The following is a 14,962-nucleotide window of genomic DNA, read 5'->3' as shown; positions in this document are numbered from 1 at the left end:
GTCATCAGCGCCGTCCCGCCCACGGTGACGTGCGCCACGTCGCGCGTCATCGTGCCAGGCGTGGCACTGAGTGTCACGACCCCGTCGGGGCCCGTCAGGAGGGGTGTGCGTCCGAGTGCGTGCGGGGGCTGTAGACCGCGCCGGTGGCGCTGACCCGGGTCTGCGACGAGCCGACGATCACGCAGCAGCGCATGTCGACGGTCCCCGGGTCGAGCTCGCCGAGGGTGGTGACCCGGATGCTCTCCTCGGGTCCCCCGACGTCCCGGCCGACGACGACCACCGTGTCGGGCTTGCGGCCCTCCAGCAGCACCTGCTGGGCCTCGGCGAGCTGGTGCGGCCGGGCCCTGGACCGCGGGTTGTAGAGCGCGAGCACCAGGTCGGCGGCCGAGGCGTGCCGCAGCCGCTCGACGACGACGTCCCACGGCTTGCGGACGTCGGAGAGGCTGACCACGCAGAAGTCGTGGCCCAGCGGCGCGCCGACCCGGGCCGCGACGGCCTGCGCGGCGGTCAGGCCGGGCAGCACCCGCACCGGGACGTCGGCGTACCCCGGCCGCTCGGCGACCTCGAGCACCGCGGCGGCCATCGCGAACACGCCGGGGTCGCCGCTGGAGACGACCGCGACCCGCCGTCCGGACCGGGCCAGGTCGAGGGCGTGCGCGGCGCGCTCGGCCTCGACCCGGTTGTCGCTGGGGTGGCGGGTCTGCCGCGGGTTGGCCGGCACCCGGTCGAGGTAGGGGCCGTAGCCGACCAGGTCGTCGGCGGCGGCCAGCGCCTCGGCGGCCTCCGGGGTGGTCCAGCAGCGGGCCCCCGGACCGAGGCCGACGACGACGACCTCGCCGGTGCGGGGCGCGGCGTCCTCGGACCGCTCGGGTCCGGGGGTCGGGTCGGTCAGCGGGCTGGGCAGCAGGGCGAGGGAGAAGTAGGGGACGGTCGCCGGGTCGACGTCGGCCAGCGGCACCGTGCGCTGGCGGTCGGTGCTGGCCCGCTCGACGTAGAGGGCTCGGTCGAGCACCCCGGCGGCGTCCAACGCCTCCCGCACGTTGCCGAACGTGCGGCCCAGCTTCAGCACGGCAGCGGCGTCCGTGGTGGCCAGCCACTCGGCGAGCTCCTCGGGGGGCAGCGTGCCGGGCAGCACGGTGAGCACCTCGTCGCGCTCGACCAGCGGCCGGCCGACGGCCGCGGCGGCGCCGCTGACGCTGGTCACGCCGGGCACCACCTCGGTCGGGTACCGGTGGGCCAGCCGCTTGTGCATGTGCATGTAGGAGCCGTAGAAGAACGGGTCGCCCTCGGCGAGGACGACGACGTCGCGGCCGGCGTCCAGGTGCGCGGCCAGCCGGGCCGCGGCCGCCTCGTAGAACTCGTCGATCGCGCCCTGGTAGCCGCCGGGGTGGTCGGTCGTCTCGGTGGTCACCGGGTAGACCAGCAGCTCCTCGACCTGCTCCTCGCGCAGGTAGGGCGCGGCCACCGCGCGGGCGACCGAGCGGCCGTGCCGGGCGGCGTGGAAGGCGACGACGTCGGCGGCGGCGATGAGCCGGGCGGCCTTCACGGTCACCAGCTCGGGGTCGCCGGGGCCGAGGCCGACGCCGTACAGGCGGCCGGTGCGGGAGCCGCTCACTCGACGTCGCTCGCGATCGCGTTGACCGCAGCCGCCGTGATGGCGCTCCCGCCGCGCCGGCCACGGACCACCAGGTGCTCGAGGTCGGAGGCGGCCAGGGCGTCCTTGGACTCCACCGCGCCGATGAAGCCGACCGGGATGCCGAGGACGGCGGCGGGGCGCGGCGCCCCGGCGGCGACCATCTCCAGCAGGTGGAACAGCGCGGTCGGCGCGTTGCCGATGGCGACCACCGCGCCGTCCAGCCGGTCGCGCCACAGCTCGAGCGCCGCGGCGGTGCGGGTGGTGCCGAGGTCGGCGGCCAGGCAGGGGGTGCGCGGGTCGTTGAGCGTGCAGACGACGTCGTTGTCCTTGGGCAGCCGCCGCCGGGTGACGCCCGAGGCGACCATCTCCGCGTCGCACAGCACCGGGGCGCCGGCGTCCAGCGCCTCGCGGGCCCGGACCACGACGTCGGGGGAGAAGGCGAGGTCCTCGACCAGGTCGACCTGCCCGCAGGCGTGCACCATCCGCACCGCGACGCGGGCGACGTCCTCGGGCAGGCCGGCCAGGTCGGTCTCGGCGCGGATCGTGGCGAACGAGCGCCGGTAGATCTCCGCGCCGTCCTTCTCGTACTCGTACATCAGCTCCACCCGACTCGGTATCCGGTCCCGGTCGCCACCACGTCGACGACCTCGCCGCGGGGACGGCCACAGCGACGCTCGCACCCGGCCCAGTGCTGGCGGGCACCGCCCGCCGGCAGTGTGCCGTCCGCCACGGCCCGGGCGGCGTCGGCGCGGACGTCGGCGAGCGACTTCGCGCACCCCGGCCGGCCCGCGCAGGCGGTCACCCTGGTCCAGGCGCTGTCCGCGTCGAACACCATGCCGGTCCGGTGCAGGGCGACGGCCGCGTCGTCGACGGCGTCCTCGGCCAGGTCGGGGACGACGACGCTGCGCCACGGCGTCAGCTGCACCTCGTCGGCGAGCCGGGCCAGCAGCTCCGCCTGGCCCGCGGTGAGCCGGCCGAGCGGCACGACGGCGACGAGGGCGGTCCGCCCGTCGTGTTGCGCCGCTGCACCGACCGGCCCCGGCGTCGGCGCCGGAGGGAGGTCCAGGGTTCCGCCCCGGCGGCCGCTCAGCCGGGCCGTCACAGCTGCGACACCGTCGTCCAGTTCCGCCAGTCGCCACGCGGTGCCGCCCTGGGCGGCGCGCTCGTCGAGGAAGGCCCGCGTGGCGGCGAGGGCGAGCGCGACCGCGTCGTCCGGGTGGGCGCGCAGCCCGGAGTCGGTGCCGGCCAGGGTCAGGGCGACCTCGGCGGGGGAGAGGGCGAGCAGGCCGACGTCCCCTCCGAGGCCGGTGACGTCGCCGCGGCCGTCGTCGAGCGTGGCGAGGTACCGGCCGGGCAGCGCGGCGAGCGCGGGGTCGGCACAGATCCCGGCGTCCAGCGCACGCACCCACGGCCGGACGTCGACGTGCCCGCCGGCCCGGCCGGTCAGCGCGCTGGCCAGCACGTTGCGCACCCGCTCGTGCGACGCGCTCGGCAGCAGGCCGACGGTGGCGAGCCGGTGGCCGAGCTCGGCCTCCGTGCCGTCGGCCAGGCCGCGCAGCTGCACGTTGCCCCGGCTGGTGAGCTCCAGTGCCCCGTCGCCGAGGCCGCGCGCGGCAGCCGCGAGCGCCCGCAGCTGGCCGCCGGTCAGCAGGCCGCCGGGGACCCGCACCCGGGCCAGCGCGCCGTCGGCGGCGGCGTGGGTCTGCAGCGCTCCGGGGCACGCGTCGGCCCGCAGGCGGGCAGCGGTGGGGGTGCGGGCGGTCATGGCGGTGGCGAGGGTACGTCCCACCGCCCCGCCCGGTGGCCGGCGGCGGCCCGGTCAGCCGAGCCGGCGCGCCTGGTCGAAGGACATCCACACCCGGCGGCGGTCGCCGCGGCTGTGCACCTGCGCCATGGCCGCCACCCGGCGGCGCTGGTCGTTGGTGGCGACGTGCTGGACGACGGCGACCTCGGCGTCGCGCATCGCGTGCTCCGCGGCGACCTCCTCCGGCGTCGTCGGCAGGTCGTCGTCCTCTTCCTCGGCCAGTGCGTGCGGGTGGGCGTACGGGCTGTCCTCGGGCAGGTGGCCGCCGATCCGGCCGTAGGCGCCGAGCGTCAGCAGGAGCAGGCCGACGACGACGGAGAAGACGACGTTCTCGAACTCGAACGCGAGGATGTTGAAGGAGGTCCGCAGCACCGCCAGGTTGACCAGGGCGGAGAGGAGGAACAGCGAGCCTGCGACGATCATGATCGTCGAGGTGACGCGCGGGCTGCGCGCAGCGGCGACCAGCAGGACGACCGCCATGACCACCGAGATGGTCGACAGCAGGCCGTTGGACGACAGGCCGAGGATGCGCTCGCCCTCGGTGGAGAAGTAGTCCAGGCCGCCGGCGAAGCCGAGGAGGCCGAAGACCAGGAGTACGAGCGCCACCAGGACGGCGCCGGTGCGTTGGACGGCGTACACGCGGGCGCCGGGTCCTGGGCGCTCCTCGGTGGTGTCGGCCGTGCGGTGCGGTCGCAGTGCCATGAGTTCTCCCGGGGGGAGGGGGACGGTGCCCATTCTTCCCCCTCCACCCCTCGGTGGATGCACTACAGCGATGCGGGTTCGACGTATTTCTGCGGGAAGCCGTGGCGCGGGCTGCGGGTTGTCCTGGCATGACCCAGCGCGACCTGCACTCGGAGTTCCTCCGCGCGGACCTCTTCCTCGCGATGGGGCAGCCGATCGAGGCGGCGCGCCTGCTCGAGCCGCTCGTCGAGGCCGAGCCGGCCAACGAGGCCGCCCTCGAGCTCCTGGCCCGCGCCTACTTCGGCTCCGCCCAGCTGACGAGGGCGGAGGACGCGCTGACCCGGCTGGTGGAGACGGCGCCGGCCAACGGCTGGGCGCGTCGGGCACTGGCCCGCACGCTGGAGCGGCAGAGCCGGGCCGGCGAGGCGGTGGCCCACCACCGGGTGGCCGACGCCCTCGGCGCCGCCTGAGCGAGGACCCCGCCCCGGCCCCGCCCGCCGCAGACCCGGCCCGGCCGGCTACCGGCCGGCGGCCAGCCGCCGGATCAGCCGGACCGACGCGTCGGGGTCCAGCGCCATCTCGGTGAGCAGCTGGAACGCGCGGCCGTACCGGTGCACCTCCGCCTCGCCGTCGACGAAGGCGATCCGCGTCTTGTTCTCCAGGTAGACGACGTCCGGCGTCCCGGTGGCGCGGGACTCGAGGGCGGAGAACGAGCCCGCGGTCACCGGCGGCAGCCCGGCGTCGAAGGGCAGCACCTGCAGGGTGACGTTCGGCCGGCCGGCCACCTCGGCCAGCCACCCGAGCTGACCGCGCAGCACCGCCGCACCGTCGGACGTCCCGGGTGCGCCCGCGGTGCGGTGGAGCACCGACTCGTCGAGCACCGCCCACAGCTGCATCGGGTCGGCCGCGTCGAGGACCTCTTGCCGCCGCCGGCAGACCTGCACCCGGCGCTCGACCTCGGGTGGTGCGGGCCGCTCCCAGGTGGAGAGCACGACCTGGCGCACGTAGTCCGGCGTCTGCAGCAGTGCGTGCGGCACGAGCGCGCCGAAGCAGCGCAGCGCCCGGGACCCCGCCTCCAGCCGGATGAGGTTGGCGTACCCGGGGGACAGGGTGTCGGCGTAGGCGTCCCACCAGCCGCGCGGCCGAGCCGACGGTGCCAGCCGGCGCAGCAGGTCGGCCTGCCCGTCGGGGACCCGGTAGAGCTCGAGCAGCCGGTCGAGGTCGTCGGCGGCGATGCCGATCCGCGCCGTCTCGATCCGCGACACCTTCGACGGTGACCACCCGAGGCGCGCGGCGACGTCCTTGGCGTGCAGCTGGGTGTCCGTGCGCAGCTGGCGCAGCTCGCGCGCCAGCCGCCGCTCCCGCACCGATGGGGTGTCCCGGTCGAGCACGGCCGGACGATAGCCACCCCGTGCAATCGTGCAAGCACGCTCGCGGACGGCGGGTGGGACGTGCGACCGTCGGCGTGCGGCCGCAGCCCCTCTCGATCCTCGACGCGAAGGACGACGGACATGACCGGAGTGCACGTCCCCCTCCTCGGCTCCGACCTGTACGGGGTCGCCTACCTGGCCGGCGGGCCGCGCCGGGCCGTCGAGGCCGCGGTGGTGGCCCTGATCGAGGACGGCCGCCTGCGGGTCACCCCCGCCACCGCCGAGCTGCACGTGGTCGACCCCCGCCGCCGGCACCCCGTCGAGGCCGCCGTGCTCGACGCCGCGGGTCCGCGCGCCCGCCGGTCGATCGACGGGATCGCCTGGCGGGTGCGTACCGACGCCCGGCTGACCGCACTCGCCGACGGGCTGCAGCAGGCCGGTCTGGTGTCCCGGCGCGGCGGCGTGCACGCCACGGCCGAGCGGACGTGGACGGCGGTCGGGCTGACCCGCGCGGGACGGCGTGAGCTGCGCCGGCTGCGGTCCGACCCGGCGGTCGTCGGGACCTCCGAGGCCCTCGCCGTGGCGCTCGGCGGTCCCGGGGCGTGGGCGGACGCCGAGCGCCGGGCAGCCGTCTTCGCCCCGCCCCGGCCCTACGTGCCGACGGCCACGGGCCCGAGCGTGCGCGAGGTCCGCCGCAGCCACTCCGGGGTGTACGCCCACGGCGCCGGGGCGGGCTGGATCGGTGGCGGCTGGGGCGGGGGCTTCGGCGGCGACTGCGGTGGTGGTGGCGACGGCGGCGGGGGCTGCTGACCCGCCTCAGCCCACCGACTCCGCCGCGGCCCGCATCGCCTCCTGCGCGATCGGTGGCGGGGCCGCGAAGTGGAAGGTGCGGAACAGCACGGCGTGCGGAACACCCATCGCCCGCCCCTGCAGTGCCGTGATCCCGGTGATCATGGCCCGCGGGGGCGGGTGCCCGGGGATGCCGGCCAGGTACTGCCCGTGCGCCTCCAGCGAGGCGATGCCCCGTTCCAGCGGCTCCCCGGTCACGTCCACGCCGTGGGTCGGCCGGGGGTCGCCGCCGACCAGCAGCCAGCGCACCGTCCAGGGCTCCAGCCCCTCGTCGAGCAGCTCGGGGAACACCCAGCGGTTGCCGGCGTCGCGCAGCGCGTCGACCGCGGCCAGGCCGGCGACCCGGTGGTCGGCCTGGTTCAGCCCCGCGACGAACTCGACGTCCCAGGACCCGACGAGAAGGGCGTCGGGGCGGTGCTCGCGGATGACCCGCGCGATGTCGCGGCGCAGTCCCAGGCCGTACTCGAGGACCCCGTCCCGGTGCTCGAGGAAGCGGATCCCGCTCACCCCGACCGCCTCGCCGGCGGCCAGCTGCTCCGCCGTCCGCAGCCGGGCGGTCTCCTCGGGGCGGAGCGCGTCCATGCCGGCCTCGCCGCGGGTGAGCAGCAGGTAGGCGACGTCGATGCCGCGAGCGGTCCAGGCGGCGACGGCGGAGGAGGTGCCGTACTCGACGTCGTCGGGGTGGGCGACGACGCAGAGCACCCGGGAGAAGGCGCCGTCGGGGAACGGCGGCACCGGGGGAGGGGCCATGGCCGGACGCTAGGGCCGCGACCCGGGCCGCCCGGGGCCGTCGGGCGCGCGGACCCGGTGGCGCGGGGCGTCGCCACCGGCCGGAGGCGGCCGGGTCCTGGCCGCGAGGTGCCCGTCGTTCCCGGTAGCGTGCCGTCGGTGTTCACGCTGCTGTCGACCAGCGACACCGACCTCCTCTCCGCTCGCGCCAGCGGCGCCGACTGGCGGCTGGGCAACCCCGCCCGCCTGGACGACGCGGGCATCGCCGCGCTCACCGCCGGCGCGGACCTCGTCGTCGTCCGCATCCTCGGGGTGCGGCGGCAGTACGAGGAGCTGCTCGCGCCGCTGCTGGCCGGGCCCGCGCCGGTCGTCGTCCTCGGCGGGGAGGCGCTGCCCGACGCCGAGCTGATGGAGCTGTCCACCGTCCCGATGGGGGTGGCGACCGAGGCGCACGGCTACCTGGCGCAGGGCGGCCCGGACAACCTGGTGCAGCTGCACCGCTTCCTGTCCGACACCGTGCTGCTCACCGGCGAGGGCTTCGAGCCGCCGGTCGTCGCGCCCGACTGGGGCGTGCTGGAGCGGCCGTCCACGGGCAGCGGTCCCACCGTCGCCGTCCTCTACTACCGGGCGCACCACCTGGCCGGGAACACCGCCTTCGTCGAGGCGCTGTGCGGCGCGATCGAGGGCGCCGGGGGCTCCGCGCTGCCGGTCTTCACCTCCTCGCTGCGCAGCGTCTCCGACGAGCTGCTCGACGTCCTGCGCACCGCCGACGCCCTGGTGGTCACCGTGCTCGCCGCCGGCGGCTCGCGGCCGGCCACCGCACAGGCCGGCGGGGACGACGGCGCGTGGGACGTCGGCCAGCTGGCCGCGCTCGACGTGCCGGTCGTCCAGGGGCTGTGCCTGACCCGCCCGCGCGGGGAGTGGCTGGCCGACGACGACGGGCTCTCCCCGCTGGACGTCGGCAACCAGGTCGCGATCCCGGAGTTCGACGGCCGGCTGATCAGCGTGCCGTTCTCCTTCAAGGAGACCGACGCCGACGGGCTGACCAGCTACGTCGCCGACCCCGAGCGCGCCGCCCGCGTGGCCGGCACCGCCGTCGCGCACGCCCGGCTGCGGCACACTGCGCCCGCGGAGCGCCGCGTCGTCGTGATGCTCAGCGCCTACCCGACCAAGCACGCCCGCATCGGCAACGCGGTCGGCCTGGACACCCCGGCGTCCGTCGTCCGGCTGCTGGCCGCCATGCACGGCGCCGGGTACGACGTCGGGCCGTTCGACGGGCCCGACGCGCTGCCCGGCGTGGCCGACCTGGACGGCGACGCGCTGGTGCACGCGCTCATCGCCGCGGGTGGGCAGGACGTCGACTGGCTCAGCGAGGAGCAGCTGTCGGGCAACCCGGTGCGCATCCCGGCGGCGCAGTACCGCGCCTTCTTCGACACCCTGCCGGGCGACCTGCGCGGGGCGATGGTCGAGCACTGGGGGCAGCCGCCGGGCTCGCTGTTCGTGGACGGGGACGACATCGTCTTCGCCGCGCTGCGGGCGGGCAACGTCGTGGTGATGGTCCAGCCGCCGCGCGGTTTCGGGGAGAACCCGATCGCGATCTACCACGACCCGGACCTGCCGCCGTCCCACCACTACCTGGCCGCCTACTGGTGGCTGCGGTCGGTGTTCGGCGCGCACGCGCTGGTGCACGTCGGCAAGCACGGCAACCTGGAGTGGCTGCCCGGCAAGACGGTGGGCCTGTCGGCGTCGTGCGCCCCGGACGCCGCCCTCGGCGACCTGCCGCTGGTCTACCCGTTCCTGGTCAACGACCCGGGTGAGGGCTCGCAGGCCAAGCGCCGCGCGCACGCCACGCTGGTCGACCACATGGTGCCGCCGATGGCCCGCGCCGACTCCTACGGCGACATCGCCCGGCTCGAGCAGCTGCTCGACGAGCACGCCAACGTCGCGGCGATGGATCCGGCCAAGCTGCCCGCCGTCCGGGCGCAGATCTGGACGCTGCTTCAGGCGGCCAAGCTCGACCACGACCTGGGGCTGGCCGAGCGGCCGGAGGACGACCACTTCGACGAGCTGGTCCTGCACGTCGACGGCTGGCTCTGCGAGATCAAGGACTCGCAGATCCGCGACGGGCTGCACGTGCTGGGCACGCCGCCGTCCGGCCAGGACCGCGTCGACCTGGTGCTGGCGGTGCTGCGCGCGCGGCAGATCTGGGGCGGCACGGTGGCGCTGCCCGGTCTGCGCGAGGCGCTGGGCCTGGCGGAGGACGGGTCGGCCGGACGGGTCGAGACCGACGCGGTCGAGGCCTCCGCTGCCGCCCTGGTGGCGGCCATGGAGGCCCGCGGCTGGGTGCCCGACGCCGTGCCGTCGGTGGTCGCCGAGGTCCTGGGGCGTCCCGACGAGGGCGTCGAGGCGGTGCTGCGCTTCGCCGTCGACGAGGTGGTGCCCCGGCTGGAGCGCACCACCGACGAGATGGACGCGACGCTGCACGCCCTGGAGGGCGGTTACGTGCCGGCCGGGCCGTCGGGCTCGCCGCTGCGCGGGCTGGTCAACGTGCTGCCGACCGGCCGCAACTTCTACTCGGTCGACCCCCGCGCGATCCCGTCACGGCTGGCCTGGGAGACCGGGCAGGCGATGGCCGACTCCCTCGTCGAGCGCTACCTCGCCGACACCGGGGAGTACCCGGCCTCGGTGGGGCTGTCGGTGTGGGGCACCTCGGCGATGCGCACCTCGGGGGACGACGTCGGCGAGGTGCTCGCGCTGCTCGGCGTCCGCCCGGTGTGGGACGACGCCTCCCGGCGGGTGACCGGCCTGGAGCCGATCCCGCTCGACGAGCTCGGGCGCCCGCGGATCGACGTCACCGTGCGGATCTCCGGCTTCTTCCGGGACGCCTTCCCGCACGTGGTGACGATGCTGGACGACGCGGTGACGCTCGTGGCCTCGCTGGACGAGCCCACCTCGGACAACTTCGTGAAGGCCCACGTGGACGCCGACGTCGCCGGCCACGGTGACCGCCGGCGGGCCACCACCCGCGTGTTCGGCTCCAAGCCCGGCGCCTACGGGGCCGGGCTGCTGCCGCTCATCGACTCCCGGAACTGGCGGGGGGACGCCGACCTGGCCGAGGTCTACGCCGTCTGGGGCGGCTACGCCTACGGCCGCGGGCTGGACGGCGTGCAGGCCCGCCCGGACATGGAGGCGGCCTACCGGCGGATCGCGGTGGCGGCGAAGAACGTCGACACCCGCGAGCACGACATCGCCGACTCCGACGACTACTTCCAGTACCACGGCGGGATGGTGGCGACGGTCCGCGCGCTGACCGGGCGCGCGCCGGCCGCCTACATCGGCGACTCGACCCGGCCCGAGTCGGTGCGCACCCGGTCGCTGACCGAGGAGACCGCCCGGGTGTTCCGCGCCCGCGTGGTCAACCCGAAGTGGCTGCAGGCGATGCGGCGGCACGGCTACAAGGGCGCCTTCGAGCTGGCCGCGACGGTCGACTACCTGTTCGGCTACGACGCCACCACCGGCGTGGTCGCCGACTGGATGTACGAGAAGCTCGCGCAGACCTACGTGCTCGACCCGGAGAACCGCGCCTTCCTCGAGCAGTCCAACCCGTGGGCGCTGCACGGCATCGCCGAGCGGCTGCTGGAGGCCGTCGACCGGCAGATGTGGGCCGAGCCGGACCCGGCGGTGCTGGCCGAGCTGCAGCAGGCCTACCTCGACACCGAGGGCGACCTGGAGGGCGGGGAGACCCCGGCGTCGACCCGGTCCTGACGATCGTGCTTCGCCGCCGCGACGTGGGGGTACGTCACTGCCATGAGCATCCTCGGACGACTGATGGGCACGGCAGAGAACACTGCGCGCACCGCGTCCCGCGGGGGTCGGACCACCGCACGGGGGACGGCGGGTGTGACGGGCGGCCGCCGGACCGGCCGCGGGATGGGCGGCCTGGGCACCGCCGGCCGCGGCGGGACCGGCCGGGGGAGTGCCGGGCGCGCGGGCCGGGGACGGGCGACCCCAGCGTCCTCCGGCCTCGGCGGACTGCTCGGCGGCCTCCTGCGCCGCCGCTGAGCAAGGACCCCGTCCTCCTCACCGCTCGCAGGCTCGCGGCAAGCCTCTGGACGGAGCCGTTCCAGCACCTCACCGCAGGGCGGCCGCGGCCACCAGCAGGGTGACCGCGGCCGCTGTCTCGCCCATCGCCCCCATCACGTCGCCGGTGACGCCACCCAGCCGGGCGCGCGCCCGGCGCAGGAGCAGTTCGGCCGCGAGCAGGCCGGCCGCGGCACTGGCCGCCAGCGCCTGGTCGGCAACGGTGAGCAGCGCGGCGGTGACGAACACCCAGCCGGCCAGCCAGCGCGCCGAGACCGTGCCGGCGACCGACTGCCCGAGCGCGGAGCCCGCGGCCATCGGGACGCCGGCCAGCCCGGTGCGCGCCATCGCGAGCCGGGCGACCAGCGGTGCTGCCGCGAGCGCGGTCCAGCCCCGCTCGGCCTCGAGCAGGGTGGCCGCGGCGGCGACCTGCAGCAGCACGGTGAGCAGCACCGTCACCACGCCGAACGGGCCGACGTCCCCCTGCCGCATCACCTCGAGTGCCCGCTCGCGACCGCGCAGCGGGCCCAGCCCGTCGGCGGTGTCGGCCAGGCCGTCCAGGTGCAGGCCGCGGGTCAGCGCCGCGAGCGCCGCCACGGCCAGCACCGCGCCGGTGAGCGGCGAGACCAGGCGCTCGCCGGCCACGCCGACCCCGGCCGCGAGGGCACCGAGCACGAGCCCGACCAGCGGCGCCCACGGCAGCACGCCGCGGGTCGACGCCGCCGCCCGCGCCGGCACCCGCAGGACGGTCAGCAGCGCCGCGGACTCCAACGGGCCGGTCCACCTCACGACGCACCCCCGCGCTCGGCTGCGCGCCTCCCTCGCCGGCGCTCGCTGCGACACCCGCGCACGCGCCGGCTCACCGGAGCCGCTGCGGCAGCCCGGCCACCACGAACCACACCTCGTCGGCGGTGCCGGCCAACCGCTGGTTGACCGAGCCGAGGGTGTCGCGGAACAGCCGCCCGGCGCGGGTCTCGGGGACCACTCCGAGCCCCACCTCGTCCGACACCGCCACCACGTGCGCGGGCGTCATCGTCCAGGCCTCGACCAGCGCGTCGCAGCGGCGGGCCAGGCGGTCCGACGCGCCGGGCTCGTCGGTCCAGACGCCGGTCTGGTCCATCAGCGCGGCCACCCAGGTGGTGACGCTGTCGACCAGCACGGTGCCGCGGCGCAGCAGGTCGCTGGGCGCGGTCGTCTCCAGCGTCGTCCAGCCCGCGGGACGGCGGGCCCGGTGCGCGGCGACCCGCTCCGCCCACTCGGCGTCCCCCGGGACCGGAGGGGACGTCGCCAGGTAGGTGACGTCGCCGACGTCGGCCACCAGCGACTCCGCGTGTGCGGACTTGCCCGACCGCGACCCGCCCAGCACGAGGACCCTGCTCATCGCTCGCCCGGCGCCTTCCCGGCACTCACAGGACGAGCTCCAGGGCGGTCACCGTGCCGTTGTGCGGGGTCACTGCGGGCATCGCGTCCGGCCCCAGCCCGGCGGCGACCGCCTGCGCGGCCCGGATCGTGTCGCCGTGGGTCACCAGCGCCACCACCTCGGCCGGCGGGTCGGCGCAGAGGGCCTTCAGGTACGCGCCGACGCGGGCGTGCAGCTCGGCCAGGCTCTCCCCGCCCGGCGCCGCCCAGTGCGGGTCGGTCCAGTCGACGACGTCCCACAGCTCCCGCGAGGGCCGGCCCTCGAGCACGCCGTAGCCCTGCTCGCGCAGCGCCGGCGTGGTGGTCAGCGGCAGACCCGTGGCGCGGGCGCAGTGCTCTGCGGTCTGCACCGCGCGGCGCAGGTCGCTGGAGACGAGCGTCCCCGGACGCAGCGCCACCAGCTCCCGTGCCGCCGCGGCCGCCTGCGCGTGCCCGAGCTCGGTCAGCGGCACGTGCGCGGTCTGGCCCTGCATGAGCCCCGCGGCGTTCCACTCGCTCTGCCCGTGGCGGACGAGCAGGAGGGTCAGGGGTCGGGCCATGGTGGCAGGCAGCCTAGTCAGGGCCGGGGTCGGGGTGCCGCCGGTCACCGCGACCCGCCTCGTACCGTCGGTGCGTGACGATCCCCGTGCGTCCCGGCGCCGGCCCGGCGGCCCGCCCCGCCGCTGCCGACCCGCTGGCCCCGCTGCTCGACCTGCCAGGCGTGCGGGACGCCGCCGAGGCCGCCCGCAGCGGGATCGACCGCCTGCTGCGGCACCGGCTGATGCGCAACCGGTCGGCCGAGGTCAGCACCGAGTCGGCGCTGCGCAGCGCCCGGGCCTCCGCCGCCCTGGAGGGGGTCGACGTCCCGCTCGCCGACCTGCGGGCGGGGCAGGTCGACGACCCCGTCGTGCAGGGTGCGCTGCGCGCCTCGGTCGCGCTCGGCTCGATGCAGGAGACGTGGACCCGGGCGCCGGGCCAGGTGCTCGCCCGGCTGCACGTGCTGGCCGCGGCGGACCTCGCCGACCGTGCCGATCTCGGTCGCCCGGGCGCGCACGCCGGACCGCGGCTCGGCGGGTTGTTCTCCCTGGTCACGGCGGAGGGCTCGGTTCCGGCCGTCGTCCTGGCCGCGGTCGTGCACGGTGAGCTGGCCGCGATCGCCCCGTTCGGCACCGCCGACGGCGTGGTCGCACGCGCCGCGGCGCGGCTGACCGGCATCACCCGCGGCCTGGACCCGAAGGCGGTGTCGGTGCCCGAGGTCGGCTTCGCCGAGTTCGGCCGCGAGGAGTACGCCCGCGCGCTGGCCGGCTACGCCTCGGGGCGGCCCGATGGTGTGGCGGGGTGGCTGGTGCACTGCTGCCGCGCCACCGAGCACGGGGCCCTGGAGGGGCTGGCGATCGCCGAGGCCCTGCTCCGCGGCTGACGAGCGGGCAGACTGACGCCCGTGCGGCACCTCGACGTCGACGGGCTCGGTGCGGTCAGCCGCGTGGGCCTGGGCACCTGGCAGTTCGGCTCCCGCGAGTGGGGCTACGGCGATGCCTACGCCTCCGGGGAGGCCGAGGCGATCGTCCGGCGGGCCCGCGAGCTGGGCGTCACCCTGTTCGACACCGCCGAGGTCTACGGCTTCGGCCGCAGCGAGCGGATCCTCGGGGAGGCGCTGGGCGAGGAACGGGCGGACGTCGTCGTCGCCAGCAAGCTCTTCCCGGTGGCCCCGTTCCCGCCCGTCGTGCGCAGCCGGCTGGCCGGCAGCGCGCGCCGCCTCGGGCTGGACCGCGTGCCGCTCTACCAGGTGCACCAGCCCAACCCGGTGGTGCCCGACTCGGTGACCATGACCGGGATGCGCGAGCTGCTCGACGCGGGCCGCATCGGGGCAGTCGGCGTCTCCAACTACTCGCTGGAGCGCTGGCGCGCGGCCGACGCTGCCCTCGGCCGGCCGGTGGTCAGCAACCAGGTGCACTTCTCGCTGGCCGCGCCGTCGGCCCTCGACGACCTGGTGCCCTTCGCCGAGCGCGAGGGCCGGATGGTCATGGCCTACAGCCCGCTGGCCCAGGGCCTGCTCGGCGGGCGCTACGGCGTGGACAACCGGCCCGGTGGGGTCCGCGCGGCCAACCCGCTCTTCGGGACCGAGAACCTGCGCCGCGCCGAGCCGCTGCTCGACGTCCTCCGCGAGGTCGCCGCGGCCCACGACGTCGCGCCCGCGCAGATCGCGCTGGCGTGGCTGGTCTCCCTGCCACGGGTGGTCGTGATCCCCGGGGCCTCCAGCGTCGCCCAGGTCGAGGCCAACGCGGCGGCGGCCGACATCGACCTGCGGCCCGACGAGCAGGCCGCGCTGACCGCGGCGGCGCGGGCGTTCCGGCCGGTGTCCGCAGTGCGCACGCTCGTGGAGCGGGTGCGCGAGAGCCTGCCGCTCTGAGGTGC

14 protein-coding genes are annotated in these 14,962 nt (G+C 76.6%); 5 read left to right on the top strand and 9 right to left on the bottom strand.

Annotated features, from left to right (window positions below):
• Nucleotides 1-94: 94 nt before the first annotated feature.
• Genes ACWIX7_RS09980 through ACWIX7_RS09965 form a run of 4 tightly spaced genes read right to left on the bottom strand, consistent with a single transcriptional unit; the run spans nt 95 to nt 4,142 of the window.
• Nucleotides 95-1,615, bottom strand: coding sequence for a precorrin-2 C(20)-methyltransferase (locus tag ACWIX7_RS09980; protein WP_448621384.1), 1,521 nt, complete (start codon nt 1,613-1,615; stop codon nt 95-97).
• The gene (locus tag ACWIX7_RS09975) at nt 1,612-2,232 is read right to left on the bottom strand and encodes a precorrin-8X methylmutase (RefSeq protein WP_448621383.1); all 621 of its coding nucleotides are present in this window, start codon (nt 2,230-2,232) and stop codon (nt 1,612-1,614) included. Before ACWIX7_RS09975 ends, ACWIX7_RS09980 begins: the two co-directional genes overlap by 4 nt.
• Nucleotides 2,232-3,401 (bottom strand): precorrin-3B synthase, encoded by a 1,170-nt coding sequence (gene cobG / locus ACWIX7_RS09970; protein ID WP_448621382.1) that lies wholly within the window; start codon nt 3,399-3,401, stop codon nt 2,232-2,234. The genes ACWIX7_RS09975 and cobG overlap by 1 nt, the downstream gene beginning before the upstream one ends.
• 54 nt (nt 3,402-3,455) lie before the next feature.
• Nucleotides 3,456-4,142 (bottom strand): DUF4383 domain-containing protein, encoded by a 687-nt coding sequence (locus ACWIX7_RS09965; RefSeq protein WP_448621381.1) that lies wholly within the window; start codon nt 4,140-4,142, stop codon nt 3,456-3,458.
• Between the two features lie 128 nt (nt 4,143-4,270).
• Between ACWIX7_RS09965 and ACWIX7_RS09960 the strand changes: the two genes are divergently transcribed.
• On the top strand, nt 4,271-4,591 hold the full coding sequence (locus ACWIX7_RS09960) for a tetratricopeptide repeat protein (RefSeq protein WP_448621380.1): 321 nt from the start codon (nt 4,271-4,273) through the stop codon (nt 4,589-4,591).
• Nucleotides 4,592-4,639: 48 nt separating this feature from the next.
• Here the strand turns inward: ACWIX7_RS09960 and ACWIX7_RS09955 are convergent, their stop codons facing one another.
• Nucleotides 4,640-5,512, bottom strand: a complete 873-nt coding sequence (locus ACWIX7_RS09955) for a helix-turn-helix domain-containing protein (RefSeq protein WP_448621379.1) — start codon at nt 5,510-5,512, stop codon at nt 4,640-4,642.
• Between ACWIX7_RS09955 and ACWIX7_RS09950 the strand changes: the two genes are divergently transcribed.
• Nucleotides 5,429-6,301 carry a TIGR04222 domain-containing membrane protein gene (locus ACWIX7_RS09950; protein ID WP_448621378.1) on the top strand — a complete coding sequence of 291 codons (873 nt, stop codon included), beginning with the start codon at nt 5,429-5,431 and terminating at the stop codon, nt 6,299-6,301. The two genes, ACWIX7_RS09955 and ACWIX7_RS09950, sit on opposite strands and share 84 nt — an antisense overlap.
• Nucleotides 6,302-6,307: 6 nt before the next feature.
• On the opposite strand, the gene ACWIX7_RS09945 is transcribed toward ACWIX7_RS09950, so the two are convergent.
• Nucleotides 6,308-7,090 carry a PIG-L deacetylase family protein gene (locus ACWIX7_RS09945; RefSeq protein WP_448621377.1) on the bottom strand — a complete coding sequence of 261 codons (783 nt, stop codon included), beginning with the start codon at nt 7,088-7,090 and terminating at the stop codon, nt 6,308-6,310.
• 138 nt (nt 7,091-7,228) lie between these two features.
• Here ACWIX7_RS09945 and cobN point away from each other — a divergent pair, with 138 nt between their 5' ends.
• Nucleotides 7,229-10,834 (top strand): cobaltochelatase subunit CobN, encoded by a 3,606-nt coding sequence (gene cobN / locus ACWIX7_RS09940; protein ID WP_448621376.1) that lies wholly within the window; start codon nt 7,229-7,231, stop codon nt 10,832-10,834.
• Between the two features lie 366 nt (nt 10,835-11,200).
• Here cobN and ACWIX7_RS09935 read toward each other — a convergent pair whose 3' ends face one another.
• From ACWIX7_RS09935 to ACWIX7_RS09925, 3 genes are all read right to left on the bottom strand, one after another.
• Nucleotides 11,201-11,938 (bottom strand): adenosylcobinamide-GDP ribazoletransferase, encoded by a 738-nt coding sequence (locus ACWIX7_RS09935; protein ID WP_448621375.1) that lies wholly within the window; start codon nt 11,936-11,938, stop codon nt 11,201-11,203.
• 70 nt (nt 11,939-12,008) lie between these two features.
• Nucleotides 12,009-12,530: a bifunctional adenosylcobinamide kinase/adenosylcobinamide-phosphate guanylyltransferase gene (gene cobU / locus ACWIX7_RS09930; protein ID WP_448621374.1), complete on the bottom strand. Its 522-nt coding sequence runs from the start codon at nt 12,528-12,530 to the stop codon at nt 12,009-12,011.
• Between the two features lie 25 nt (nt 12,531-12,555).
• A complete protein-coding gene (locus ACWIX7_RS09925) occupies nt 12,556-13,107 on the bottom strand; it encodes a histidine phosphatase family protein (protein WP_448621373.1) in 552 nt (183 codons plus the stop codon).
• A gap of 74 nt (nt 13,108-13,181) precedes the next feature.
• Here ACWIX7_RS09925 and ACWIX7_RS09920 point away from each other — a divergent pair, with 74 nt between their 5' ends.
• Complete coding sequence (locus ACWIX7_RS09920; protein ID WP_448621372.1) at nt 13,182-13,967, top strand: oxidoreductase; 786 nt, start codon at nt 13,182-13,184, stop codon at nt 13,965-13,967.
• Nucleotides 13,968-13,988: 21 nt separating this feature from the next.
• A complete protein-coding gene (locus ACWIX7_RS09915) occupies nt 13,989-14,957 on the top strand; it encodes an aldo/keto reductase (protein ID WP_448621371.1) in 969 nt (322 codons plus the stop codon).
• The last annotated feature ends 5 nt before the right edge of the window (nt 14,958-14,962 follow it).

It is taken from the genome of Geodermatophilus sp. URMC 65 (assembly GCF_053502545.1).
This window is presented reverse-complemented; position numbering and strand designations above follow the sequence as displayed.

Excerpts from the sequence above, each read along its gene's own strand:
- ACWIX7_RS09975 (WP_448621383.1), bottom strand. The coding sequence starts at position 2,232 with ATGTACGAGTACGAGAAGGACGGCGCGGAGATCTACCGGCGCTCGTTC.
- cobG (WP_448621382.1), bottom strand. The coding sequence starts at position 3,401 with ATGACCGCCCGCACCCCCACCGCTGCCCGCCTGCGGGCCGACGCGTGC.
- ACWIX7_RS09965 (WP_448621381.1), bottom strand. The coding sequence starts at position 4,142 with ATGGCACTGCGACCGCACCGCACGGCCGACACCACCGAGGAGCGCCCA.
- ACWIX7_RS09960 (WP_448621380.1), top strand. The coding sequence starts at position 4,271 with ATGACCCAGCGCGACCTGCACTCGGAGTTCCTCCGCGCGGACCTCTTC.
- ACWIX7_RS09945 (WP_448621377.1), bottom strand. The coding sequence starts at position 7,090 with ATGGCCCCTCCCCCGGTGCCGCCGTTCCCCGACGGCGCCTTCTCCCGG.
- cobU (WP_448621374.1), bottom strand. The coding sequence starts at position 12,530 with ATGAGCAGGGTCCTCGTGCTGGGCGGGTCGCGGTCGGGCAAGTCCGCA.
- ACWIX7_RS09925 (WP_448621373.1), bottom strand. The coding sequence starts at position 13,107 with ATGGCCCGACCCCTGACCCTCCTGCTCGTCCGCCACGGGCAGAGCGAG.